Raw genomic sequence first — 22,845 nt, 5'->3', positions numbered from 1 at the left:
TCGTTTCGGCTTGCCAGCCGAATTACTCAGGAACCCAATGAAACAAGCACACAGCAAATCCCGCCAGCAGGCGGAGATCGCCTTCGGCAACGTCCAGACGCAGTTTTTTGCCAAGAATAACGCGGTGGAAGAGCTCGAATCCGTCGCCCAGGCTCGGGACGCCAAGACCTTAAGGCTGCGAGAGGCACGTCTTGCCAAGGAACTGGCCGACCGGACGTCGGCAACGTCCGCCCTTCTTGCCAAACGCGCCAAGACGCGCTGATCACTGGCCAACACCGATTATCAGGATAAAAATTTGAAGAAAGCTAGAAACAGCGAGCTCTCTGACCGCCGTGCAGCATCCGCGGACGCCAAGACTGCTCTCCTCAATGCCTTCCGTGCGGCAAAAACTGCGGCCGAACCAGGTAAAATCGCAAGGCAGGCAGAACGCCTTGCCATTGTCTCGGCTCGTGAGGAACGACGCCTGGAGCGCGAACGCCTGAAGGTCGAGGAGCGCAAGCGCGTTGAGACCGAGGCGGCAGAACAGCGAGCAACCGCGGAGGCCGAAGCGTTGGCCGTGACCGAAGCTCGCGAGAGCGCCCAAAACGCTCGTGTAGCGCGGGTGATCGAAGATGAGGCGGCGCGAAAGGCCGAACGCGACCGTCGCTACGCCAACCGCAAGGCAAGACAAGCCTAGCCTTCTGCCGCCACCGCGCCAACCCCACAGCATGACAGTGTCATGCTCAATTCAGTCGTGCCATGGAGCCTCCGAGGCACCGGGTACGAACGAACGTCAGGCGATCAACAGGTCCTGGCAAGTCGCGATCCAGTAAATTCTGCCCATGATCATCCGTGACAGATACCATGCCGGAGGCGAGGCCGCATGCAAGTCATATATCAAACGCATCGAAGAGGTGCATGGGAAGCGGGCACCTCGATAGGTCGCCCGCTTCATTTGAAAGCGTAGTCAGTTACAGCCGGTTTGCTCGGTAGCGCTGGCGCTCCGCTTCGATCTGCTCCGGCGTATAGGGCGCTGCAGCTTCGTCGAAGCGCATCCAACCCTGTTCCTGATAGTTGGATCGGCGAGAGGCGAAATCGACTGGACGCGACCGGTCGAGGATGGCCTTCGCTTCCGCAACCCTTCCATCATCGACCTTCGCAGTCACGACCGAACCGCCACGACGGATCCCTTCTGCGTAGAAGTTCGCCTCCTCTTCCGGAACACCTTCATTAACCATCGCGCCGACAATGCCGCCGACTGCGCCGCCCGCGACTGCGCCCGCGGCAGCGCCGGCGGCCGTCGCTGCCAGCCAGCCAGCTGCAACGACTGGACCGACACCAGGAATGGCGAGCAGGCCGAGGCCGGTCAAAAGGCCGCCGGCGCCGCCCGCGACCGCACCGACACCGGCGCCGGCGCCAGCACCTTCCGCAGCGTAGCTGCCCTGGCCTTCGACGTCGGTCTTACCGTTCGCCTTGTTGGTGACGATACTGATGTCGTCGGAAGGCACCCCCGAGTCTTCCAAAGCCTTCACTGCCGCACGGGCGTCGTCGTAGCTGTCATAGAGTCCAGTAACTGTTCGCATGGGTCGTCTCCTTGGATTTTTTACTTGGCCATCGTCACATTGCCCTGGAAGTCCAGGGAGACGCCGGCATCCTTGCCATCCTTCTTGGCGGCCGCGCGCCAGACGCCCTGGTCGTCGAGCTTCAATCCGGTGACGTCTGTATAGCCCGCACCTTCGATACGCTCCTTGGCCTGTGCTTCCGTGAAGCTGTTCTTGCCGGCCACCGGTGCGCCGGGGTTGTGTTCCGTGTTGACGGCAGGGGTCGTCTGTGACGTGGAAGGGGTCTCGCTCTGGGCGTAGGCTGTAGTGGCCGACAGCAGCAGGGCGAACGAAATTGTCGTAATCTTGGTCATTTGTGTTTCCTCATGTGCCAATGAAAAACAAAGGAAAATGCTGTTTGTTCCGAGAGTTACGAAAACTTTTTCAAATGTGCTCAGCGATGCGGTGAAGGGAGAGGGCGAAGGTGATCGCGCTTGGATTTGACACCACAGCCAGTGCTCCACCATGCGCTTGGCAATCTCGCTGGCAATGTCCAGACCGAAGCCGGAGGCCTTCCTTTCCGTTTCCTGCGGCTGGGGTGAACGRCTCGAACAGTCGCTCCGTTGCAGCCGCCGAGATCGGTTGGCCTGTATTCTGGACGGAAAGTTCGAAGTCGCCGGCATCCAGCCGCGCGCCCGTGCGCGATCGCTAGCCGCTCCGGTGCGAGCTGTGCGATACTCTGTCCGTCGCAGATGACGAGAAGTGGCCATGGCAGGTCGACGTCGATCTCCCGGTCCGGATGCGCATCGGCGAACTCATTCACGACTCGCCGAAGAACAGGATCGAGATCGGTCTCCTCCAGTTCCGCCGACACGCCGCCCCAGCCTTACACGGCCGGATGTCCCCGGGATCGTATTCAGCCGAGAGTATGACGCTGAGGAAGACAGCCTGCGCGCAACTCCTTTTTCGATGCGTTGGCCTGCATGGGCGGCGATCCGGACGTGGCTAGCCTTCTCAAAGGGCGGCCTGAAACACGGGTAACGACGCCTTGAGAGCGGATGAAAGCGGTCAGGATCGATGGGAAACGCCTTCGGTTCAGCCCCGAAGTGTTCGCGAAAAAAGTCGGAAGGGGAGGAGCCTGAACGATGATGGCGGCAAAGACTGACACGGCTCTTGCCGCCGCAGCTTCGCGCGCCATCTGATTGGCTCAGACACCGGTTTCKAATGGAGGAAAAGATGGGGTCGAAAGAGGATCGGATCAGGCAGCGGGCCTATGAGATATGGGAACGGGAAGGCCGGCCACAGGGCGAGGATATGAAGCACTGGCTGCAGGCGTTCCAGGAGATCGCAGCGAGCGCCGAGGCGGATGGCCAGGCTGTCAAAAAGTCTCGAGGGAAGAAGCCGGCGGCCCTGGCTGCGCCGGCGAAGACGAAAGCCAAACCGAAAACCGGAAGCGGCGCGCAGAGCGTTCCGACGACAACGCCGCCTCCTAAGCCTGCCAAAACACCACGGGCTGCCACCAGACACTGACATGACCTGCTTGGTCGTGAGAAGCATTCCGACCGGACGTGATTTGGCGTTACCGTAATCCCGCTCGGCGATGTCACTTGTGAAAAAGTGAGGATCTCCAGTCCGTGTCGTCGAGCGGGACCGATTGCTCGAAATGCCTCTCGCAGGCTCGTGGGACAGGTGGATGAGCGTCTGTCGCGCTCAGAGCGGTCTGACGTTTTCCGCCTTTGACTTGCCCGTCTTCCGATCCTGACCGAGATCGTAGGAGACGCTTTGGCCTTCCTTCAGGACGTCGCCGTATTGCAGGGCGGAGACGTGGACGAAGACATCAGTTCCGCCGTCTTCCGGTGTGATGAAACCAAAGCCCTTGTCCGCGTTGAAAAACTTGACCTTGCCAGTCGGCATGAAAATCCTCGTGTTTGAGAGTTGATCGCACCAGCAATTTAGCGGTCAGCAGCGGTCGGAGCAAGCCTGTCGGCCGTAGTTGTTCTCGGATTTCGCGCTGGAAGAAAAGGTCGACTTTTTTCGACCGAATCGCGGTTTACGCCTTGGAGCGGTTTAGGTCGGGAAACTGGTCTTCGTGATCGTTATGCAATTTTCGGGACTCGGCCCACTCTTGAACCCCATCGGGCCCTCAAAAGGTGTGACGGCCGAGGCCGGGATGCAAAGCGTCGCCCTAGGCTGGATGGATTAAACACAGCGTGACAATCTTGCTAGGGTCCCGAATTCACGACGACAATCCGAATTGCTGGTTGCAACCCTCGCCTGTTGCGGGCAGTCGAATGGCTTTCTGTTCACATGAACTGAACTCAACTGATATCACATCAATGCCTGCCGATAGGATGCCGCCAAGTCGGTATCCTGAGCAATCRGGGCGGGAGCGGCGCAAACCGCCTTTTCGATTACGGTCTGCGCCTTGCTGCAATCGAAGGATTGCGCGTGTCAGACCGTCGAAAAAGGGCGCAACCGAGGGCAACAAGCACACGCAGGCGGAAGACGAATGCCATGAATAACTCGTTTCTTAGGTGGCCGRCACACTAGTGAATATGAGCATCCTTGATCAAGACAAGAGCGCCTCAGCGGATGCAGCAAGCCGAGAACCGCTAACAAACAAAATGTTTGACGGTGTGGCTTCGACACCCTTTCGCCTTCCTTAAAGGCGACCTGACACCGAGGCTTGTTTAAATGCCTGAGCCGTCGAAGTTTTGGTCGTCCTCGCCTTCCCAGGGGGCGGGCATCGAGTTGCGACTGAGGTTGGCCGAGGGCATCGGCATCCAACACTTCAATTCCGGTTCGGCATATTCGATGATCTGCCCGGGCGAGGAATCAGACGCGCGCCAGCCTTCTCCCCCGAACCGATCGCCTTTCGACCAGTAAGCGAGGTCAACTTCTGCCGGGCCCTGTTCGGACTGGCGGATCGTGACCAGGATCCGACTACCGTCTTTCGGTGCGTTTGCCATATGGTGCCAATGGTCTGGGTCGTCCATCGTTTTTCCTCCTGCCTCGCTGCAGGTTGGGAATGTCGCCTCGCCATCGAAAGCGGTCAACTCAAACTTTGGACCGGCACGTGGTCGCGTCGGCAAAAAACGAAAGCAATCATCAAACTGTGCGGATAGCCCGGTCACGGACTTCAGGTGAAAACTTGTTCGTCGTCATGATCATATCGGCTCCGCTCTCTCATGAGCTGAAGCCTCCGCTGAACCGGTGCGGTTCAAATCTCTCAATTGAGAAGGATCAGGCTTGCGGCGCCGATCAAGCCGGCATGCCTTCCGAGTTGCGCGGGCACGACCGGCACATCGCGATAAGCGGGCATCGCCCGCTCCTGAATGGTGGCCTCGATCGGGTTGTGAAGGAGATCGTAGCCGTGGGAAATTCCACCGCCCATGACGATCATGTCAGGCGAGTAGAGATGGAGCAGATTGGTAAAACCGATGCCCAGCCAGCGGGCTTCCCTGTCGATCAGCGCAAGGGCTGCTTCGTCGCCGCCGCGCGCAGCCTCGACAACGTGTCGGCCCGTCACTTCACCGTCGTGGGACAGTGTTCGAAGCGCCGAACCGTCGCCCGGCTTTGTCAGAGCCGTCGCACGTCGGCCGAGTGCAGTCCCCGACGCCACCGCCTCGAAGCAGCCCACCGCCCCGCAAAGGCATCGTTCGCTCTCGCTTGTGATGGTCATATGGCCGATTTCGCCTGCGAGCCCGCGGCGCCCGTGCACGATCCGGCCATCGGAGATCACCCCGCCGCCGATGCCGGTGGAGACGGTGACGAACACCAGCGAGGCGGCGCCGCGGCCGGCGCCGAAACGCCATTCGCCGAGAGCGGCGGCGTTTGCATCGTTCTCCAACCGGACAGGCAGGTTCAAGCGGTCCTGAAGGAGGCTCGCGAGGGGGACTTCACGCCAGCCCGACAGCGTCGGCGGTGCAGTAAGAATGCCTGCGACCGGATCAAGCGGGCCGGGCGCTCCGATGCCGATACCGAGTGGCCTGGCGTCGGGAACTTCCGAGCAGGTTTTTTCCGCAAGCATCGTGATCTGCGCGATGACTGCATCCGGTCCATCCCTGGCGCGCGTCGGCACGGATGCGAAGGCCAGCAATTTGCCGCCGTCGCCGACCAGTGCGGCGCGCAACTCCGTTCCACCCAGATCGAATGCAAGCGCAATCCTGCTCATCAGGGCCGGGTCTCCAACGCATGCAGCCAGGCGATACGGCCCGGCAGATCCGTGTCACCGAACGCCAGTGATCCGAGCACGACCGTCTCGGCACCTGCTGCCCGCAACAGTGGAACGGTCTGTTCGCGGATGCCGCCGTCCGCTGCGAGAACAATCTCCTTTTCACGTCCGGCGCGCTTCATCAGCGACCGCGCTTCGCGCAGCCGGTCGCAAGCCTTGTCCGAAAGGCTTTGTCCCTTGACGCCGATCGAGGTCCCGAGCAGCGTGAAGAAAGCGACCTCTGCGAGGAACGGTTCTGCCTCGGCGACCGGGGTTTCCAGTCGCAGAACGACGCCGGCTTCGGCCCCAAGCTCTTTTGCGAGCGCCACCGCGCGCAAACCTGCTTCACCGTTCTCCGCATGAACACTGACGAGATCGGCGCCCGCCTCGATGAACTGGCGTGTCTGCTCCTCGACGATCTCGGCCTCGACCATCAGATGCACATGGATCGGTTTTGCCGTCAGCTTGGCGATGCGGGCGACGAAATCGGGAAAGAACAGGAAGCCGGGCGTGAAGCGTGCGTCGGCAACGTCGATATGGTGGAGATCGACATAGGGTTCGATGCGGTGAAGGTCGCGCTCCATATTGGCGAGATCCGCTGACCAGAGCGAAAACTCGCCGAGCAGCCTGTGGCGGGGCAATGCGGTGATGGCGCCGCTCGCGAGAGATTTCGATGTCATGGCTGAGCGACGCTCCGATGTTTGAATTCTGTGGTGAGGAATTGCTGGATCACCGTTCGAACCGCGGCGAAATGCGCTTCGGCATCCGCCGCCTTCGCGGGCACTTCGAGGAAATGCGCATTGGGTAGCGCATCAGCCATCACTTGTGCGACGGCGAGGGGGTGAATGGCATCCTGCCGGTTGCCGAGGACGAGCGCGGGAATAGCCAGCTTTGCCGCGTCCTCTCGCGAAACGTCGGTGCCATCTGAAGCGATGTCATCAAGCACGGCGGCAAAGGCAAAGGCATCAGGACGCTTGAAATAGCCGAGCAGGGAGGCGAGATTGTCCGGCGCTTCCACGCGCAGACGTTCCGCCGTCGCCGACCCGGCAAAAAGTGCCTGGCCTTCGGCAGGCKGATGGGATCTCAGCAAGTCCGCGATTTCGCGGATCGGTGCGAGGTTGTCAGGCGCGCGGGCAAACGACCAGGCTGGACGGACCAGAATGAGACCCGTGACACGCTCGGGATGGGTTTTTGCCAGATGCAGCGCGATGGCTGCGCCCATGGAGATGCCGCCGGCGATGAACCGGTCTATTCCCTTTTCGTCCGCCGCGGCGATGACGTCGGCTGCAAACATCGCAATCGAGAAGGGGCGTCGCGTGCCGAGCGTTGAGCTCCCATGCCCGCGGCACTCAGTCGTGATCCGCCGCCAGTCGAGCCCTTCGGGGATGACCTGTGCGACCTGCGCCTCATTGCCTCCTAGCCCGTGTTGAAAGAGCAAGGCTTTGCCTGTTCCGCAGTCGTAAACTGAAAGGTCGGTATCGTCTCGTCTGAAGGCGACGTGGGTCTTCATCGGATCAGATCCGAAAGAAATCTGGCGACGGCGGGTGCTTCTTCTGCCGCAAGACCGTGCGTGACGAGCGTACCGTCGAAACCGGTCACGCGCAGGCCGTCGATGAAGGCAGGGAAATCGACGATACCTTGACCTGCTGTCGTGAAGCGGCCATCGGCATAACGATCTTTCGCATGGGCCATCGTCACGTACCCGGCCGAGATATCGATCGCCCTGTCGACGATGTCGGACACTTCGGCCGGTGTCGCCTGCTCGAAGAGGTTTGCCGGATCGAGCACGATGCGCAGGCGCCTCGACCCCATCTCTCCGATCAGCCGCACCGCATCAACAGCGGAGGTGACGATGTTTGCCTGTTCCGGCTCAATGCCGAGATCGATGTCGTGCCGCTCGGCGAATTCCAGCGCTTTTTCCATTTCGGCCGCCATATCGGCCCAGGCGGACGGAAGCGCATTGTCCGGATGATGCATCCATTGGTCTTGGGCATGGCGGCTGCCGGTGCAGAGCGTCACCAGCGGAATCTGCAGGGCCGCTGCCGTTTCAATCACCACCCCAAGCTGTTTGAGCCCCCTTTCCCGCACGGATTTGTCCGGATGGGCCATGTTATAGGTGCCTGAAAGTGCCGCGAGTGAAACGCCGGTCTCTTCAGATGCCGCCCGGATCGCGGTAATCGTTTCCGGCGCCACTGCGTCCGGCATCGATGGCAGACCGACGCAGGCGAAATTGAACTGAGTCGTCGCAAATCCACTGTCACGCACGGCGGAGAGCACCTGCCGAGGATCGGTGCCGGGGAAGGTCTTTGCAAAGATGCCAAGCTGCATCAGACCGATCCTGTGACGGTTGCGAGTTCGACACGTTCGCCCGTTTCGACCGACCGGGCGATGGCGACCATGGCGCGGATGGAGGCGATGCCGTCCTCTATATCGGCGCCGCGCATCGGCGCGCCGTTCAGCACGGTATCGGCAAGCCCTTCCAGTTGCCGGCGGAAGAAGTGCCCGTCGGCGCCTAGTGGCTTGCGCGTGGTCGTGTCCTTTTCGTGGAAGATCTCGACCTCGCTCGCCCTGAGGTACCAGGGATTGAAGGTCTTAGCGATCACCGAACCGTTTTCGCCATAGAGCTGGAAGCCCTCATGCCAGTCCATGCGGACCGCGACCGTCAGATCGAGATGACCGAGCGCGCCATTGGCGAACTCGGTTTCCACGAACCAGCAATAGGCGCCGGCACGCTCGAGAAGGCGGGCTCGCACCGCGACGATCTCGCCACACAGGAAACGGGCGGTATCGACGAGATGCGAGCCATGCGCCAGCATGAAATACTGGCGCAGGTCAGCCTTGGGATTTCCTGCGGGTTTTCTGGCGAACTTGCTGGTGATCGGTAGCGGCTGAACCGCATCGGTATTGGTGTAGCGGTGGGTGGAGTCGCAGTACCAGGCCTTCAGCGCGAAGATCTCGCCGATATCGTCGCGGACAAAATCCCGGGCAGCCTCCAACGCAGGGTCGAAACGCTTCATATGACCCACCTGCAGCACCTTGCCGGAGCGCTTAACGGCGTCGGCGAGCGCCTGGCCCTCCTCGATCGTCACACCGGTAGGCTTCTCGCAGAGCACGTGCTTTCCTGCATCGAGCGCCTTGACCGACATCGGCACGTGATAGGCGTCCGACGTGGCGATGATGACGGCTTCGAGCTCTGGATCGGCGAGCATCGCGTCATAATCGGCATACATCTTCCGAGGTTCGTATGTCGCGCCCATGCGCGCAAGCAGGTCGGGTGCTGCGTCACAAATGGCATAGAGGTCGGCATTCCCGGCCTTCACGCAGGATTCGAGATGGGCGAACTGTGCGATCGGCCCGCAGCCGAGAACGCCCACACGCAGCCGCCGGTCTTCCTTACGGATCATGTCTCTTCCTCAGGCGCCGTACCGGCGCATCGTTTCGCGGTTCGTCTTCACGGCAGTCGCAGGGTCGGCAGCGGCCGTGTCTGATTCCTCTTCCAGGACCAGCCAGCCATTGAAGCKCGGCGCAGCGGCAACGATGTCGATCACGGCAGGCGTATCGCAGATCCCCTTGCCAAGAATGGCCCACTTGCCGTTCGCATCCACGTCCTTGAGATGGAGATAGCGGATGCGGTCCTGATAGGTCCGGAGCGTATCGAGAATATCCGCATGGCCGCGCAGGATATGGCCGGTATCGGGCACCCAGCCGACGAGGTTCTTGTCGATGAGCGAGAAGATCCGGTCATAATCGGCGCGGTCGAACAGCAGCGTATTGTGGTGCGAGCTCGGATGCACAGCGATATGCACGCCCGAAGCCTTGCCCAATTCGCCAGCCCGATTGTAGAACTCCGCGGCGATTTCGAATTTTTCCGCCCGCGGCCCCTCGGAAACAACCGTCGCCGAGCCGATCGAAACGAGTGCGCCGGAAAAGGTGGCCGCGAAATCGATCCAGCGCTGTGTGGTCCTGAGGTCGCTCTCGATCTCTTGCCTGACGGTAAAGCCGCTTTTCGAGCCCATTGCGAAAGACGCGAGCGTCAGGCCATGTTTCTTCAGGCTCGCGGCGAAATTATCGGGACTATCTGCGTAGTGGCCGATCATCGTGTCGGTAATCTCGATGCCCGCGTAACCGCCTTCTGCAATGGCTTCCAGCAGATCGTCCGGGCCGCCATTCCAGTTTCTCCCGAGCATTTCCCAGGTGAATGTCTGGCAGCCGACTTTCAGGTCTTTGATACTCATGCCCATTCCTTGACCTCGACCTGGGTAGACCTTCGTTTATATGCCGCTGGACCGGTATGACCGCGCTTTTGGCATGATGGTGAAGTGGCGACATCCCCTGGCGAGCCGCGTGTGACGGTCGGATTGCTATTTCCGTATGTTTTATAAAAATTTATCGCGCGTCAAGAAATAAAATGTTCTATAGCGATTGTCGCGGTAGCAAGCCCATCGAGGATGGGCGAAACATCTGTGAAATTGGTGGGGAGGCCAATTCATGAAAGTATATCTGGGAACCAGGCTGGGCATCGGCGTGATCGGCTGCGGCAATATCTCGATGACCTACCTGCGCAACGCCGCCCTGTTTGCCGGAGTCGAATTGAGAGCCTGTGCCGACATCTCATCCGATATTTCGGCACTGAGGGCGAAGGAATATGGCATCCGGGCCATGGAGGTCGATGCGCTCTTGGCCGACCCCGAAATCGACCTTGTCCTGAACCTCACCATCCCGGCCGTCCATTTCGACGTGACGATGTCGGCGCTTTCCGCGGGCAAGCACGTCTTCACTGAAAAGCCGCTCGCGACGTCGGCCACCGAGGGCCGCAAGCTAGTGGCGGAAGCCGGAGGTCGCGGTCTTCTGTTAGGTTCGGCTCCCGATACATTCCTCGGCGCCGCTGGCCGGCGTGCACGAGGCCTGATGGATGCAGGTGCGATCGGCCGCCCGGTCAGCGGCACTGCCTTCATGTTTGGCCGTGGCATGGAGCATTGGCACCCCAATCCGCAATTCTACTATCAACCCGGTGGTGGCCCACTCTTTGACATGGGGCCCTACTATCTGACGATGCTCGTCAATCTGCTCGGCCCGGTGAAAAGCGTCATGGCGATGGCGACGAAAGGCCAGGAAGAACGGCTGATCACGGCTGATGGCCCCTTCAAGAACACGACGTTCAAGGTGGGGACGCCGACCAACGTGCTCTCGCTTCTTGAGTTTCAGTCGGGCGCGACGGTGAATTTCGGTGCGTCGTGGGACGTCTTCCGGCACTCCAATCATCCGATCGAGTTGCACGGCACAGAAGGTTCGTTGCGCTTGCCCGATCCCGATACGTTCGGCGGAACGGTCTCGCTTTCCGAGCGCGGCGCCGAATGGAAGAATTTCGAAAGTGAAGGCGATCTGTATGGCGCCCCGAACTGGCCGTATAGCGCTCCCGACCGCGCCAACTATCGTATGCTGGGCGTTGCCGATCTCGTCCGCGCGCTTGGCGAGGGCAGGGCGCCGCGCGCTTCCGGCGATTTGGCGCTTCACGTGCTCGAGATCATGGAAGCGACCCTGGCATCCAGCGAGATCAGGAGCGCGGTTACGATTGCGGGCACAGTTGCGCAACCGCCGCTGCTCGGCGAAGATGAAGCCCGCAGCCTGCTTGCTTGAGGTGAAGCGATGAAAGATCGATTGGATCCCGGCGCCGCGCATGTCCTGGCGCTCGGTCGCGCCGCAAAGCAGCCACCCTTTGAGCGCGGCACAGCAGACGAGGCGCGCGCTGCCTATGACGCGGGTTGCCCGACATTGCAGGGTGATCGCGAGCCGGTCGCTGCCATCGAGGACAGAACGATCGCCGGGGCAGGCGGCCCGATCCCGCTCAGGATCTATCGCGGTGTGGGTGCTCCAGACGCGGATGCGCCGGCACTTCTCTACCTTCACGGCGGCGGCTGGGTCGTCGGCACGCTTGAATCCCACGACGAGATCTGCCGGTGGTTTGCAAATATCGGCGCCTGTATCGTATTTTGCCCCGACTATCGGCTGGCCCCCGAGCACAAGTTCCCGGCGGGTTTGGAAGATTGCGTATCGGCCCTTGCCTATGTGGTGGAGCAGGCACGCGCGTTCGGTATCGATCCGGATCGGATCGCGGTCGCGGGCGATAGCGCCGGCGGCAATCTGGCCGCTGTCCTGTCACTTCTCTCGCGGGATGGCGTCGCGCGGAAAATTTCTGCGCAGCTTCTGCTCTATCCCAACACCGATGCCGGACAGACGGCCGACAGCTATGTCAGGTTTTCCGAAGGATACGGGTTGACGACCTCGACGATGCGCTGGTTCCGGGATCATTACGTCCGCGATGCGGCTGATATTGCTGATTGGCGCGTTTCCCCCCTGCGCGTCGGAAATATCGCGGGTGTGCCACCGGCCTTCGTCGCGATTGCCGGCCATGATATCCTCGCAGACGAGGGCGACGCCTATGCCCGCCGGCTTGCAGAGGCGGGTGTCCCTGTAATCCCTCGGCGTTGGCAGGACCAGATCCATGGTTTCGTTTCCATGGGGCGGCACATTCCGGCGGCGCGGCGGGCGGTGGAAGAGGCGGTTGCCGGATGGCGCAGCCTCCTCAATCACGCCGACTGACGCATCACCAATGTACCGTCGAGGATGATCCTTCGTGCAACGACCTGCGTGGTGTCATTGTCTTCGTCCAGCATCGAAAGCAGTGTGTCGACACTGCTGCGTGCCATGGCGGTGAAGTCTTGCGMCATCGTCGTCAGTGGCGGGCAGGTATAGCGGCTGAGGGGATGGTCGTCATGGGCGGCGATGCGAAGATCGCTATCGCTCCTGCGGCCGACGCGAAGGCCGCGAGAATGGGCGGCGGCCATCGCGCCGAAGGCGAGGCGATCGTTCGCGCAGAGGATTGTCCTGCCCGGCAGCGTTCCAGCCGCGATCATTGCATCGGTCTGCTCATATCCCATACGTTCGAAATCCCAGCCGTAGCTCTCGGTGGCGCCAAACACGACCGGTTCGAAACCGAGCGACTCCATCGTGGCGATATAGCTTGCCAGCCGCTCCCCGGAATTGTGATTGACATGCGGAATGTCGAAATATGCAGGCGGCTCGCCCGATCGGCAGAGATAGTCGACGATCGTCGCAACGCTTTGGGCGTTGTTATTGCCAATGAAGGGCGTGTCGCCTTCGATGAACGTATCGAAGTAGACAATGGGGATGCTCTCTCGGAGTTTTTCGAAGATGCCCGGCTCGGAAGTGAGACCCAGCGGGGCGATGATCGCGCCGGCTGCCTTCAGGGACAGGAGTGTGTTGACAGCCTCGGCTTCGAGATCCGGCAAGCCGTGGGACGAGATGACGATTGGCCAGTAACCCTCATCACGGACGCGCAACTCGAGACGATTGACCATTTCGGCATAGAATGGATCTGTAATGACGGGCACGAGAATGCCGACGTTACGTGTCCTCTTGCGATTAAGGTTGCGCGCATAGAGATTGGGACGGTAGTCCGATKCCGACAGCGCGTCCTCGATGCGTTTGCGCGTCCCCGGCTTTACACTGCTCGGGCTATCGAAATACCGCGAAAGCGTTGGACGGGAAACGCCGCAGGACCGGGCGAAATCGTCCATGGTTTTGATCGTCATCTTGTCCATTGGCAATTCTGGTTGCACTGCGCCAAGGCTCGTCTGCGTCAGCCGATATCGCAAAGGCGGTCAGTGTGAGGGCTTTCGAATTGCGTTTCTAGCCTGACAATGTCGCATGCGCAAAATTTTTTGTTACACAAGCACAAACAGCGGCGCAACCGCCGCCGCCCTACACGTAGCGCACCTCGACCCCCAGCTTGTCCAGCCGACTGCGAATCCCATGCGGCATGCCAGTGTCGGTGATGATCAGATCGACCCGTGAAAGCGAAAATGCCTTGGACGAGGCACCAATATCCCACTTGCTGGAATCCGCCACGAGGATCACGCGTCTCGCCATGCGGACCAGATTACGTTTGGTGCGCGCTATGTCTTCCGAGACGTCGACGACGTCGAATGCGTGATCGATGGCATGAGCGCTGAGGAACGCCTGATGGGCGACGAGACCGCCCACGGCCTTGTCTGAATCCGACACGATCGTGCTGACGGTGCTCGGAAAGACCCGGCCGCCAATCATGTGCACATCCAGCCCCGGCCGATACATCAGATGCTGCGCGATGTTCATGGCGGTTGTGGCCACCACGACGTTATTGACCGGGGGCATTTGCATGGCGACCTGTAGCAGCGTCGAGCCGCTGTCGAACACAACGGATTGGTTGTCGATGATCTGGCGTGCCGCCATCTGCGCGATGCGTCGTTTGGCGTCGAAATTTCGGTTCATCCGTTCTTCGAAGGCTGCCGCGGGAGAGCTGGCCGGCAATGCGATCGCGCCACCATGCGTCTTGATGAGCTGCTTCTTGGCATCCAGAATTTCCAGGTCGGATCGGATGGTCACCTCGGAGACGCCGAAGTTTTCCGCCAGCTGGCTGGTGCGCGCCTGGCCGGTCCGCTGAAGTTCCAGCATGATCTGATGTCGCCGTTGTTCCGCCAGCATGTGTGACCTCGAATTCCTTTCATATAAGCGAGGGTGCCGAGGTTTCGAAATTCGAAAATACGCGACAACCACTTTAACTCAAAAGGCGCGAGGAAAGGCAGTGTCGATGGGAACCTAGCGCGCGTTCTAGCCATCTTAAATGAAAACGAAAGAAATCGAAATATTGAACATTCGTTTATTTTCGAGTTAGTGTTTCTCAACACGAAATCAAACTGGTAAAGGGACAGCATCGATATGGGCCTTGGAACCAAAATTCGCCTGTCACGGCTGTTTTCACATCCGTCAGGGCATTTGTTCGGTGGCGCCGTCGACCACTTCGTTGGCTATGGCAATGTCCGTGAGGGTGGTCTCGCGGATCTGCCGGGCGCTCTTAAGCGGGTGATGGCCGGAGAGCCGGACTATATCAGCATTCAGCCTGGTGCTGCGCGCCACTTGTGGCCCGCCTATGCAGGCAAGGCCGCATTGGTCATTCAAGCCGGTTGCTTTACGCCCGACGACCGAATTCGTCAGTTGATCGCGACCCCTGAGGATGCGGTACGATACGGTGCAGATGCTCTTGCCGTCGCCATTCCGGTGCGCGGCAATACCGAAGGCGAATACATTCGCTGGCTCACCGATACCGTCAACGCCGCGGCTCGCTTTGAAATGCCGGTCGTTGCGCATGTCTATCCCCGCGACTATTCAAACGGCGGCAAGATCGTCTTCACCCCCGACGAAATCGCCTATGCCGTACGGATCGGGTTCGAGACCGGCGTTGACGTGATCAAGGTCGGGTACACCGGGGACTTCGACTCTTTCCGGGAAACCGTCGCCACCTGCCCGGTTCCCGTCGTTATCGCGGGCGGCCCGAAAACGGAAAATCTGCTCGGGGCTCTGACCCAGACCGCCGATGCCTTGCGTGCAGGGGCGAAGGGTGCCGTGGTGGGGCGAAACCTTTGGGGTCACGGCGATACGACGATGGCGGCGCGCGCCTTCAAGCTTGTCATTCACAGCGGTATGGCGCCGCAAKAGGCGCTCGCTGCCGCGGGCGGTTGACAGGTGATAAATAACCTTCAGGTTCTGGGCTTCGGGGCTCTCGCGATCGACGATATCATCTATGTCGACCGACCGCTGAGTGCCGGTAAGGGAAAGGTGACAAATCGCACCCAGGACCACGGCGGCAATGTCGCGACAGCCCTTGTTGCGGTCGCAAGGCTGGGGGGACGGGCTGGTTTCATCGGCTGGCTGAGCGATCATCCTCTCACCGATGTCAGCGCCCGCGAACTTGAACGGCACGGGGTCGATATATCCTTTGCGCCGCGCCGTCCCGACGCCAGGCCAATACGGTCGGTGATCACGGTCGGACCCGAAGGCGACAGGTTTATTGCCTATGACGATGATGTGCCGCACGGAACCTCAGACGCGCTGACCGACAGAACTCTTGCACAAGCCCAGGTGCTGTTGATCGACGGCTATGCCACTCACGCAGATACGATCGTTGCGCGCGCCCGCATGCTGGGCCTGGCAGTGGTGGCAGACATTGAATGGACGATCGGGCCTGCGACCGGACGATTGATGAGCCTGTCCAACCATCTGGTATTGCCGTTGAAATTCGCGCAGACTTATTCTTGCGAAACCGATCCGACGGTGATCCTGCACAAGCTTTGGTCTGACGACCGCACCGCAGTCGTTCTGACTGACGGTGAGCGAGGGTCTTATATCAGGCAGACGGGAGATKCCGTTTTGTGGCATGTTCCGGCCTACGAGGTCAAAGCGGTCGACACGACAGGCGCCGGAGATTGCTTCCACGGCGCTTATGCCTTTGCGCTGACACAGGGAAAGCAGCCTGTCGCCTGCGCCGTCTACGCAACTGCGGCAGCCGCGATCTCTGTGACCGGCCCGGGCGGCCGCATGGCTCTGCCGGATCAAAGCACCTGTCTCGCCTGGATGGCTGAGGAAAATGCGCCCGTGCCCAGACCGATTGCGTCGCCGGACTGAGAGTTCATCACTCTGGTGCCCTGGACGATCGGATTGGCGCTGCGCAAATGACTGTTTGAGTTCGATCTGAAGGCGGCGCCGGGAGGGCTGTCCCCCTGAGGATTGGATGACAATGATACGAGGGAGGAAGTGCAGTGGCTGTTGTTGTGCTGGACAAGATTTGCAAGACCTTTGGAACCAAATTCCACGCGATCAAAGATCTTAGCCTGACGATAAATGATGGCGAGTTCCTCATCCTTGTCGGCCCTTCGGGATGCGGAAAATCGACGGCATTACGCATGATTGCCGGGCTGGAGGAGATCAGCAGCGGGACCCTGAGCATCGGTGGAGAGAATGTCGAGGATCTCGCGCCGAAGGACCGGGACATAGCGATGGTGTTTCAGAGCTATGCGCTCTATCCGCATATGACGGTGTTCGACAACATTGCCTTCTCGATGAAACTTGCGGGGAAGAGCAAGGCCGAACGCACGAAGCGGGTCCACGAAATAGCCAAGACCCTTCAGCTGCATACGCTGCTCGACAGCAAACCGGCAGCGCTCTCCGGCGGCCAACGTCAGCGGGTCGCCATGGGACGCGCCATGGTGCGCGAACCGGCGGCCTTTCTCATGGACGAGCCCCTGTCTAACCTCGATGCCAAGCTGCGCGTGCAAATGCGCGCCGAAATCGTCAGCCTGCAGAGACAGCTGGGCGTGACGACGATTTATGTGACGCACGATCAGACCGAAGCCTTGACCATGGGTGACCGGGTTGCGGTCTTGAAGGGCGGCGTCCTTCAACAGGTCGACACGCCAAAGATATTGTACAGCCGACCGGTCAATGCCTTCGTTGCGGGTTTCATCGGGTCGCCGTCCATGAACCTGTTCGAAGGCCGCCTGCAGAACGGCAGGATCGATCTGCCCACCTTTTCCATACCGGTCGCGGCGAGCGCATTCGAGCAGTCTCCTGGTCTGGCGGCGTTCGAAGGCAAGACGATCATCTTCGGCATTCGCCCGGAAGACCTTTACGACAGCGGTCTGGAATCGGGATCGCGCTACGCGACGATCCCGGGTCTTGTAAAATCGATCGAGGAACTGGGCTCCGAACTGATCGTCCATCTGAAGATCGAAGCGGTGCGGATCGATTCCGGTGACCCCGATGCCGTCGAGGATCTGAGCGGCGCGGCAAACGCCGTGGCGAAGTTCGAATCCATCAGTACAGCCCAGCCGGGCGCAATGATCAACCTGGCGATCGATGTGGCCAAGTTGCACTTCTTCGATCCCCAGACGCATCTGGCAATCTAGCATGATCCGCAAATAGCGGAGCTGGTTGGTGGGATCAGGCTCTTAGCTTTCCCTTCCATCCTTCGGTCGACCTGCGTAGCGCAAAGGGATGCTTGTTCCGTTGCTCAGAAGCGTTCGCCGATAAGTTCATCGCGCGAGAGCGTGGGATGTCACACCGTCCCGCAGCCTTTAAGCTCGCTGCGGAGGTGGGTCCTTCCGGTGTTCGTTGATAATCCGAGCACACCTGGCCGTTGGTTGAACGCATTTTAGGTGCGATATCGACAGGCGCCACGACCGATCCGAACCCCGCTTCTCTTCGATCCGCAAGCCTTTCATTTGTTTTCCTTTGAGCGGAACGGCTTTCATTTGTTTACGAAAGTAAAGAAAAAATGCGACACGAGAAATATGCGGAGCAGAAAAAAGCAGCTCGAAATCCATGGATAAAACCACAATTAATCAATGACTTACGTTGATTTTTCCGGTCTTTGCCGCCTGCTTGCTTTTGCCGATTGCAGTTCTTCATTGACAGCCAGACCCCTAAAGGAACCTACTTTGGTCTCGATCGGGAGGATCGAACGAAATATCGTTTTCAGGGAGGGAAACATGAACGTCAGAAGATTTATCGTGGCGGCTCAGTCGGCCGTGGCCGCCTGGGCACTATGCGCCACGTGCGCCTTTGCTCAGACCAATCTCGAGTTCATCCAGTGGTGGGAGCCGGAAATGCCCGCCGGTGCTCTGCGAAGCATCATGGATGACTTTGAAGCCAAAAACCCCGGCATCAAGGTGACGCTCGTCAGCGGTCCCTATTCCGCTACCCATGATCAGATTGTTGTCGGCGCAGCGTCGGGGACACTCAGCGATGTGGTCGGCCTGGACGGCGCATGGGTCAACGGCTTGGCGAAGCAGGGAGCAATCGCCTCGATGGACAGCCTGATGGCTGACGCCAAATATGATCAGAGCCAGATCGCCGACATCATCAAGGTCAACGGGCAAAGCGTCATGTTCCCGCTTGCCTCGTTCGTCTACCCTGTTTTCGTAAACCTCGATCTGGCAAAGGCGGCCGGCGTCGAAAAGCTGCCGACAAACCGCACCGAATTCGCCGATGCCGCCAAGAAGATGACCAATGCGGACAAGAACCAATACGGTTGGGTGCTACCGCTTTCGCTGCAAAATCCCGGCGGCATCCAGAATGACGTGATGTCCTGGGTTTGGGCATCCGGAGCATCCATGCTGAAGGATGGCAAGCCCGACCTGGAAAACGCCTCCGTTGTCGGCACGCTTGAATACATCAAGTCGCTGCAGGATGCCGGCGTCATCTCACCTGGTATTTTTGCCAAGAAGGAGCAGGACAAGGTCGAAGAATTCGTCAACGGGCGTGTCGGCATGATGATCGACTCGTTGGCCCACATCAATCTCATTCGCCAGCGAAACCCCAATCTCAAGTTCGGCATCTCCGCCCTTCCAGCCGTCGACGGCTATACCGGCAAGCGCGGGCTTCCCTATGCTTCCTGGGGTATCGGCATCAGCGACAAAAGCGAGCACAAGGCGGAAGCCTGGAAGCTCGTCGAATATCTGATGAGCCCGGAAGTGAACAGCCGCCTCGTGTCGATCGCCAATGCCTTCCCGGGCAATATCAACGCCAAACCGGATTTCTCCAAGTCCGACCCGCTGTTTGAAGAAGCCTTCAAGATATTCCAAAGCGGGAAGCTCGCCAACGAATTCGTCGGACTGCCGGTGGCCGAAGATCTCATGCGCCAGATGAACGTCGAAGTTCAAAAGATGTTCGACGGTCAGCAAACCGCAAAGGACGCGGCTGCCAATACGCAGAAGCAATGGTTGGTCGAGTTTAACAAGTAAGCACCCCACCGACCAATCGTCGGCAGCGCGATAGAGTTTATTGCGCTGCCACTACATCAGGACGAATTGATAGATTTCACGACCAGGCGGAAAATCACATCTCATGAGCCTCGCCACAGAAACTATGATCCGGACGCAAGCGAAAATACGCAAGCGTGGCATGCTGTCTTACAAAACAAGAAAGAGGCTGGTTCCCTACTTCTATGTTGCCCCAGCGACGTTTCTGTTCTGTCTCCTGATGCTGTTTCCCATGATCACTGTCCTGCGCTATTCGCTCATGGACGGTGCGATCACTAAAAAGGACGCGTCCTTCGTCGGTTTGCAGAACTATGTGACGATCTTCAGAGATCCGGTTTTCTGGCAGTCGGTCGGGCAGACACTCTATTTCACGGTGATGAGCGTCATCTTCCATCTCCTGRTCGGTCTGGCCTTCGCCCTTCTGCTCAACAGCCAGCGTGTCGATCCGTTGATCAGAAGCATCCTGCGGGTTCTCTACATTTTGCCCTGGCTCTTCACGGCGGTGATCATCGCCATCATCTGGCGGCTGCTCCTGGACCCAAATGGCGTGGTCAACAGCATCCTGATGACGCTCCATATCATTGACTTCAAGGTCGAGTGGTTTTCTTCGACGAAAACCGCGCTGCATGCGCTGACCTTTGCGAATATCTGGGCGGGATATCCGCTCTATATGGTCAGCCTTCTCGCTGGCCTTCAGGGCATACCCAAGGATCTCTACGAGGCAGCTGGCATTGACGGCGCCAACGAGTTCCAGAAATTCCGCTACATCACGATCCCGCAACTGATGCCGATCATCATCAGCATTGCCTTGCTTGATTTCATCTGGACGATGCAGGTCTTCCCCCTTGTGTGGATGACGACGGGAGGCGGTCCGATCTACGCGACCGAGGTGCTCAGCACCTACACCTACAAGCTTGCGTTTTCGAGTTATGAATTTTCGCGCGCGTCGGCGAGCGCAATCTTCATTCTGATCATCTCGATGGGCGCCACGTACTTCTACATCAAACATCAGAAGGCCAGGTGACCGGCAATGGCAAAACGCTCTCTCAGTCGCACCATAGTACCGACCCTCCTGACATATCTCGGGCTGGCGGTCGGTCTGGTCTTCGCGGGCTTTCCGATCCTGTGGATGTTCTTCACATCCTTGAAGTCAAACACCGAGATCTTTGCCCTGCCGCCGCGGCTGCTGCCCGAGCAATTCACCAACGTCGCCTATCTTTCGATCTTCAACGACCCGACGAAAGTTCGCTTCTTTCTCAACAGCTATCTCGTCGCGGGAGTGGTAACGGTTCTGACGGTGCTGATCGCCATCCTGACGGCCTATGCTTTCAGCCGGTATTCATTCCGGCTCAAGAAAACGCTGAACGTGTTCATCATCAGCACGCAGACCGTTCCGCCGATCACGCTTTTGATCCCCTATTTCGGCATGGTCGTCGCCTTCGGTATTTTCAACACCTATTTTGCGCTGATTTTGACCTACATGGTCTTCACCCTGCCTTATGCGATCCTTCTGATGACCGGCTATCTCAATACCCTGCCGAGGGAGCTCGATGAGGCCGTACTTGTCGATGGCGGGTCAAGCTGGACGGCGCTGTGGCGTGTGATCATCCCGCTGTCGGTGCCCGGTATCGTCGCGACCGCGGTCTACACATTTCTGCTGGCATGGAACGAATTCCTCTTTGCGCTGACTTTGACGAAGTCGATGGACATGCGGACTGTTCCCATCGGTATCGAGTTGCTGATGGGCCAGCATGCGTTCGAATGGAACGAGATGATGGCGATGAGCGTGCTGGGATCGCTCCCGCTTTTGATCCTGTATCTGATTGCTCAACGCTACTTCCTCGCAGGCATGGCAGCCGGGTCGGTGAAGAGCTGAGCAGGCGAATGATCGTTTAGCGGGCGGCGGCGGCGTTTGCGTTTTGGAAAATAGAGCCGCTCGCGGGTGAAGCCAGATATGTGAGACCCGTTCCGTGTTCACTTGATTATCGCGGCCACTCCATGGCTTCGCACCAGGTCGACACGTGAGAAGCCTATCCGCGTGTCGCGCTCGGAGACTTTCGGGCGGCACAGTTTTGGAGAACTGGTGACACGCGCAGGCGAGCCACAAGAAACTCGACATCAAGATGGGACGAGGGCAGCATTTCGCTGGCCTTCAAAAAGACAGCATTGAGACGAAGGCGAGGCGGCCTCGCGCGTCTGGCGTTCCTCATCCCGTCCCCATGACGCCGCCGCGGCAGGTGCCCGCCACCGCAGATCGCCCCCGGGCGGCGTAGCAATTGGAATAGCCTTAAAGGTGGTCACATTTCCATCGGTGGTGCTTCGCACCTGGCCTTGCTTCACTGCAATATCCCCAAGGCATGACGATTTCTCAAAAAAAGCTTCACAAAAATTTTAGAAGCACTAATATTTCAGTTGTGGTGCTGCTCGTTTTAGGGCCGAGCCGCGTCGCCGCGGGGCATGACAAGTCGAGCTCCGGACGGTGAAGACGGAAACTGGATCGCATGAACCCACATGGGTTTCACTCGGGAGGAGTGGCATGAAAAGTTTCATCGGCAAGCGGGCGATCGCCAGTGGCGTATCGCTCGTGGTGCTCATCGTCATCGTATTCTTCTTGTCCCGGCTGACGGGCGATCCGACTGATCTCTACCTGCCAATCGACGCAACCTCGGAAATGCGCCAGCAATTCCGTGAGATGAACGGTTTCAACGATCCGTTGATCGTGCAATTCGGCCGTTACGTTTCCGATCTCGCACAGGGCAATTTCGGTCAGTCACTGCGACAGGCCCGTCCGGCCGTTGATGTCGTGCTGGAGGCCTTCGTCTGGACCTTCTGGCTGGCTGTCATCACCATGGCGCTGGTCACAGTCGCAGCGATCGTCATTGGTTCGCTAGCGGCGTTTCGCGTCGGCGGTGTATTCGACCGTCTCGCCACTTTCTTCTCGCTGATCGGCGCTGCGGCACCGGATTTCTGGCTGGCCATCGTGGCGATCGTCATTTTCGCCGTCAAACTGCATGTCCTGCCGACATCGGGAACGGGAAGCGTCTGGCACTGGGTCCTGCCGGTCAGCGTGCTGTTCATCAGGCCCTTCGGTCTGATCCTGCAGGTGGTCCGCGGCTCGATGATCAGCGTTCTTTCTTCCGCCTATGTGAAGACGGCCCGTGCCAAGGGCGTCCGCTCGAACTCGATCATCTTCATTCACGGACTGCGCAACGCCATGCTTCCGGTGATCACAGTCATAGGCGACCAGGCGGCTGCCATCTTGAACGGTGCCGTTGTCGTAGAGACGGTGTTTGGCTTTCCGGGCATCGGCAAGCTGATGATCGATTCCATCCTACTTCGCGATTTCGCCGTCGTGCTGGCCGTCATCATGGTTTCGGCACTGGCGATCTTCATCATGAACCTGTTGATCGACCTCGCCTATGTGCTGCTCGATCCACGTATCCGGTATTGAGCGATG

25 protein-coding genes are annotated in these 22,845 nt (G+C 59.3%); 12 read left to right on the top strand and 13 right to left on the bottom strand.

Translation table 11 applies throughout. From position 1 onward, the window contains the following. Positions 1-37: 37 nt before the first annotated feature. Positions 38-262 carry a hypothetical protein gene (locus AC1DNW_RS18895; protein WP_113301349.1) on the top strand — a complete coding sequence of 75 codons (225 nt, stop codon included), beginning with the start codon at positions 38-40 and terminating at the stop codon, positions 260-262. 33 nt (positions 263-295) lie between these two features. Beyond that, entirely contained in the window at positions 296-676 is a 381-nt protein-coding gene (locus tag AC1DNW_RS18890; RefSeq protein ID WP_113301350.1) for a DUF6481 family protein, read from the top strand. Between the two features lie 274 nt (positions 677-950). Here the strand turns inward: AC1DNW_RS18890 and AC1DNW_RS18885 are convergent, their stop codons facing one another. Further along, positions 951-1,562 (bottom strand): general stress protein, encoded by a 612-nt coding sequence (locus tag AC1DNW_RS18885; RefSeq protein WP_477854031.1) that lies wholly within the window; start codon positions 1,560-1,562, stop codon positions 951-953. 20 nt (positions 1,563-1,582) lie between these two features. After that, positions 1,583-1,894: a PepSY domain-containing protein gene (locus AC1DNW_RS18880; RefSeq protein ID WP_113309003.1), complete on the bottom strand. Its 312-nt coding sequence runs from the start codon at positions 1,892-1,894 to the stop codon at positions 1,583-1,585. A gap of 850 nt (positions 1,895-2,744) precedes the next feature. Between AC1DNW_RS18880 and AC1DNW_RS18875 the strand changes: the two genes are divergently transcribed. Continuing rightward, the gene (locus tag AC1DNW_RS18875; RefSeq protein WP_477854030.1) at positions 2,745-3,050 is read left to right on the top strand and encodes a DUF2934 domain-containing protein; all 306 of its coding nucleotides are present in this window, start codon (positions 2,745-2,747) and stop codon (positions 3,048-3,050) included. A gap of 180 nt (positions 3,051-3,230) precedes the next feature. Here AC1DNW_RS18875 and AC1DNW_RS18870 read toward each other — a convergent pair whose 3' ends face one another. The 8 genes from AC1DNW_RS18870 to AC1DNW_RS18835 form a co-directional block, all read right to left on the bottom strand. Continuing rightward, the gene (locus tag AC1DNW_RS18870) at positions 3,231-3,434 is read right to left on the bottom strand and encodes a cold-shock protein (protein WP_113301354.1); all 204 of its coding nucleotides are present in this window, start codon (positions 3,432-3,434) and stop codon (positions 3,231-3,233) included. Between the two features lie 776 nt (positions 3,435-4,210). Then, positions 4,211-4,516 (bottom strand): hypothetical protein, encoded by a 306-nt coding sequence (locus AC1DNW_RS18865; RefSeq protein ID WP_113301355.1) that lies wholly within the window; start codon positions 4,514-4,516, stop codon positions 4,211-4,213. Positions 4,517-4,749: 233 nt separating this feature from the next. After that, complete coding sequence (locus tag AC1DNW_RS18860) at positions 4,750-5,694, bottom strand: ROK family protein (RefSeq protein ID WP_477854029.1); 945 nt, start codon at positions 5,692-5,694, stop codon at positions 4,750-4,752. Beyond that, positions 5,694-6,413, bottom strand: a complete 720-nt coding sequence (locus AC1DNW_RS18855; protein ID WP_477854028.1) for a ribulose-phosphate 3-epimerase — start codon at positions 6,411-6,413, stop codon at positions 5,694-5,696. The genes AC1DNW_RS18860 and AC1DNW_RS18855 overlap by 1 nt, the downstream gene beginning before the upstream one ends. Beyond that, positions 6,410-7,243 (bottom strand): alpha/beta fold hydrolase, encoded by an 834-nt coding sequence (locus tag AC1DNW_RS18850; protein ID WP_477854027.1) that lies wholly within the window; start codon positions 7,241-7,243, stop codon positions 6,410-6,412. Before AC1DNW_RS18850 ends, AC1DNW_RS18855 begins: the two co-directional genes overlap by 4 nt. Further along, positions 7,240-8,061: a sugar phosphate isomerase/epimerase family protein gene (locus AC1DNW_RS18845; RefSeq protein WP_477854026.1), complete on the bottom strand. Its 822-nt coding sequence runs from the start codon at positions 8,059-8,061 to the stop codon at positions 7,240-7,242. Before AC1DNW_RS18845 ends, AC1DNW_RS18850 begins: the two co-directional genes overlap by 4 nt. Continuing rightward, a complete protein-coding gene (locus AC1DNW_RS18840; protein WP_477854025.1) occupies positions 8,061-9,137 on the bottom strand; it encodes a Gfo/Idh/MocA family protein in 1,077 nt (358 codons plus the stop codon). Before AC1DNW_RS18840 ends, AC1DNW_RS18845 begins: the two co-directional genes overlap by 1 nt. A 9-nt stretch (positions 9,138-9,146) precedes the next feature. Then, on the bottom strand, positions 9,147-9,968 hold the full coding sequence (locus AC1DNW_RS18835; protein WP_477854024.1) for a sugar phosphate isomerase/epimerase family protein: 822 nt from the start codon (positions 9,966-9,968) through the stop codon (positions 9,147-9,149). 253 nt (positions 9,969-10,221) lie between these two features. On the opposite strand from AC1DNW_RS18835, the gene AC1DNW_RS18830 reads away from it, so the two are divergent. Then, positions 10,222-11,370, top strand: a complete 1,149-nt coding sequence (locus AC1DNW_RS18830) for a Gfo/Idh/MocA family protein (RefSeq protein WP_477854023.1) — start codon at positions 10,222-10,224, stop codon at positions 11,368-11,370. A gap of 9 nt (positions 11,371-11,379) precedes the next feature. Beyond that, positions 11,380-12,333 (top strand): alpha/beta hydrolase, encoded by a 954-nt coding sequence (locus AC1DNW_RS18825; protein WP_477832188.1) that lies wholly within the window; start codon positions 11,380-11,382, stop codon positions 12,331-12,333. Here the strand turns inward: AC1DNW_RS18825 and AC1DNW_RS18820 are convergent. Continuing rightward, positions 12,321-13,355: a LacI family DNA-binding transcriptional regulator gene (locus AC1DNW_RS18820; RefSeq protein WP_477854022.1), complete on the bottom strand. Its 1,035-nt coding sequence runs from the start codon at positions 13,353-13,355 to the stop codon at positions 12,321-12,323. The genes AC1DNW_RS18825 and AC1DNW_RS18820 overlap by 13 nt on opposite strands. Before the next feature lie 160 nt (positions 13,356-13,515). Next, on the bottom strand, positions 13,516-14,277 hold the full coding sequence (locus AC1DNW_RS18815; protein WP_037123396.1) for a DeoR/GlpR family DNA-binding transcription regulator: 762 nt from the start codon (positions 14,275-14,277) through the stop codon (positions 13,516-13,518). A gap of 234 nt (positions 14,278-14,511) precedes the next feature. Here AC1DNW_RS18815 and AC1DNW_RS18810 point away from each other — a divergent pair, with 234 nt between their 5' ends. The 6 genes from AC1DNW_RS18810 (at position 14,512) to AC1DNW_RS18785 (ending at position 21,264) form a co-directional block, all read left to right on the top strand. Next, a complete protein-coding gene (locus tag AC1DNW_RS18810; RefSeq protein WP_477854021.1) occupies positions 14,512-15,312 on the top strand; it encodes an aldolase in 801 nt (266 codons plus the stop codon). Positions 15,313-15,315: 3 nt separating this feature from the next. After that, on the top strand, positions 15,316-16,254 hold the full coding sequence (locus AC1DNW_RS18805) for a PfkB family carbohydrate kinase (protein ID WP_477854020.1): 939 nt from the start codon (positions 15,316-15,318) through the stop codon (positions 16,252-16,254). A 134-nt stretch (positions 16,255-16,388) separates the two neighbouring features. Next, entirely contained in the window at positions 16,389-17,534 is a 1,146-nt protein-coding gene (locus AC1DNW_RS18800; RefSeq protein WP_113309015.1) for an ABC transporter ATP-binding protein, read from the top strand. 582 nt (positions 17,535-18,116) lie between these two features. Further along, the gene (locus tag AC1DNW_RS18795) at positions 18,117-19,370 is read left to right on the top strand and encodes an ABC transporter substrate-binding protein (RefSeq protein WP_113301368.1); all 1,254 of its coding nucleotides are present in this window, start codon (positions 18,117-18,119) and stop codon (positions 19,368-19,370) included. A gap of 124 nt (positions 19,371-19,494) precedes the next feature. Continuing rightward, positions 19,495-20,412 (top strand): carbohydrate ABC transporter permease, encoded by a 918-nt coding sequence (locus AC1DNW_RS18790; RefSeq protein WP_477854077.1) that lies wholly within the window; start codon positions 19,495-19,497, stop codon positions 20,410-20,412. Positions 20,413-20,418: 6 nt separating this feature from the next. Beyond that, positions 20,419-21,264 carry a carbohydrate ABC transporter permease gene (locus tag AC1DNW_RS18785; protein WP_113309018.1) on the top strand — a complete coding sequence of 282 codons (846 nt, stop codon included), beginning with the start codon at positions 20,419-20,421 and terminating at the stop codon, positions 21,262-21,264. Positions 21,265-21,506: 242 nt separating this feature from the next. On the opposite strand, the gene AC1DNW_RS18780 is transcribed toward AC1DNW_RS18785, so the two are convergent. Then, on the bottom strand, positions 21,507-21,713 hold the full coding sequence (locus AC1DNW_RS18780; RefSeq protein ID WP_477854076.1) for a carboxylesterase family protein: 207 nt from the start codon (positions 21,711-21,713) through the stop codon (positions 21,507-21,509). Positions 21,714-21,924: 211 nt separating this feature from the next. Here AC1DNW_RS18780 and AC1DNW_RS18775 point away from each other — a divergent pair, with 211 nt between their 5' ends. Beyond that, a complete protein-coding gene (locus AC1DNW_RS18775) occupies positions 21,925-22,839 on the top strand; it encodes an ABC transporter permease (RefSeq protein WP_113301372.1) in 915 nt (304 codons plus the stop codon). The last annotated feature ends 6 nt before the right edge of the window (positions 22,840-22,845 follow it).

The organism is Rhizobium sp. 05L429 (genome assembly GCF_056397645.1).
This window is presented reverse-complemented; position numbering and strand designations above follow the sequence as displayed.

Bases quoted from the DNA above. Each gene is read 5' to 3' on its own strand.
- AC1DNW_RS18855 (WP_477854028.1), bottom strand. From the start codon at position 6,413: ATGACATCGAAATCTCTCGCGAGCGGCGCCATCACCGCATTGCCCCGC.
- AC1DNW_RS18840 (WP_477854025.1), bottom strand. From the start codon at position 9,137: ATGATCCGTAAGGAAGACCGGCGGCTGCGTGTGGGCGTTCTCGGCTGC.
- AC1DNW_RS18875 (WP_477854030.1), top strand. From the start codon at position 2,745: ATGGAGGAAAAGATGGGGTCGAAAGAGGATCGGATCAGGCAGCGGGCC.
- AC1DNW_RS18795 (WP_113301368.1), top strand. From the start codon at position 18,117: ATGAACGTCAGAAGATTTATCGTGGCGGCTCAGTCGGCCGTGGCCGCC.
- AC1DNW_RS18885 (WP_477854031.1), bottom strand. From the start codon at position 1,562: ATGCGAACAGTTACTGGACTCTATGACAGCTACGACGACGCCCGTGCG.
- AC1DNW_RS18775 (WP_113301372.1), top strand. From the start codon at position 21,925: ATGAAAAGTTTCATCGGCAAGCGGGCGATCGCCAGTGGCGTATCGCTC.
- AC1DNW_RS18895 (WP_113301349.1), top strand. From the start codon at position 38: ATGAAACAAGCACACAGCAAATCCCGCCAGCAGGCGGAGATCGCCTTC.
- AC1DNW_RS18815 (WP_037123396.1), bottom strand. From the start codon at position 14,277: ATGCTGGCGGAACAACGGCGACATCAGATCATGCTGGAACTTCAGCGG.
- AC1DNW_RS18845 (WP_477854026.1), bottom strand. From the start codon at position 8,061: ATGCAGCTTGGCATCTTTGCAAAGACCTTCCCCGGCACCGATCCTCGG.
- AC1DNW_RS18830 (WP_477854023.1), top strand. From the start codon at position 10,222: ATGAAAGTATATCTGGGAACCAGGCTGGGCATCGGCGTGATCGGCTGC.
- AC1DNW_RS18785 (WP_113309018.1), top strand. From the start codon at position 20,419: ATGGCAAAACGCTCTCTCAGTCGCACCATAGTACCGACCCTCCTGACA.
- AC1DNW_RS18825 (WP_477832188.1), top strand. From the start codon at position 11,380: ATGAAAGATCGATTGGATCCCGGCGCCGCGCATGTCCTGGCGCTCGGT.
- AC1DNW_RS18870 (WP_113301354.1), bottom strand. From the start codon at position 3,434: ATGCCGACTGGCAAGGTCAAGTTTTTCAACGCGGACAAGGGCTTTGGT.
- AC1DNW_RS18860 (WP_477854029.1), bottom strand. From the start codon at position 5,694: ATGAGCAGGATTGCGCTTGCATTCGATCTGGGTGGAACGGAGTTGCGC.
- AC1DNW_RS18865 (WP_113301355.1), bottom strand. From the start codon at position 4,516: ATGGACGACCCAGACCATTGGCACCATATGGCAAACGCACCGAAAGAC.
- AC1DNW_RS18880 (WP_113309003.1), bottom strand. From the start codon at position 1,894: ATGACCAAGATTACGACAATTTCGTTCGCCCTGCTGCTGTCGGCCACT.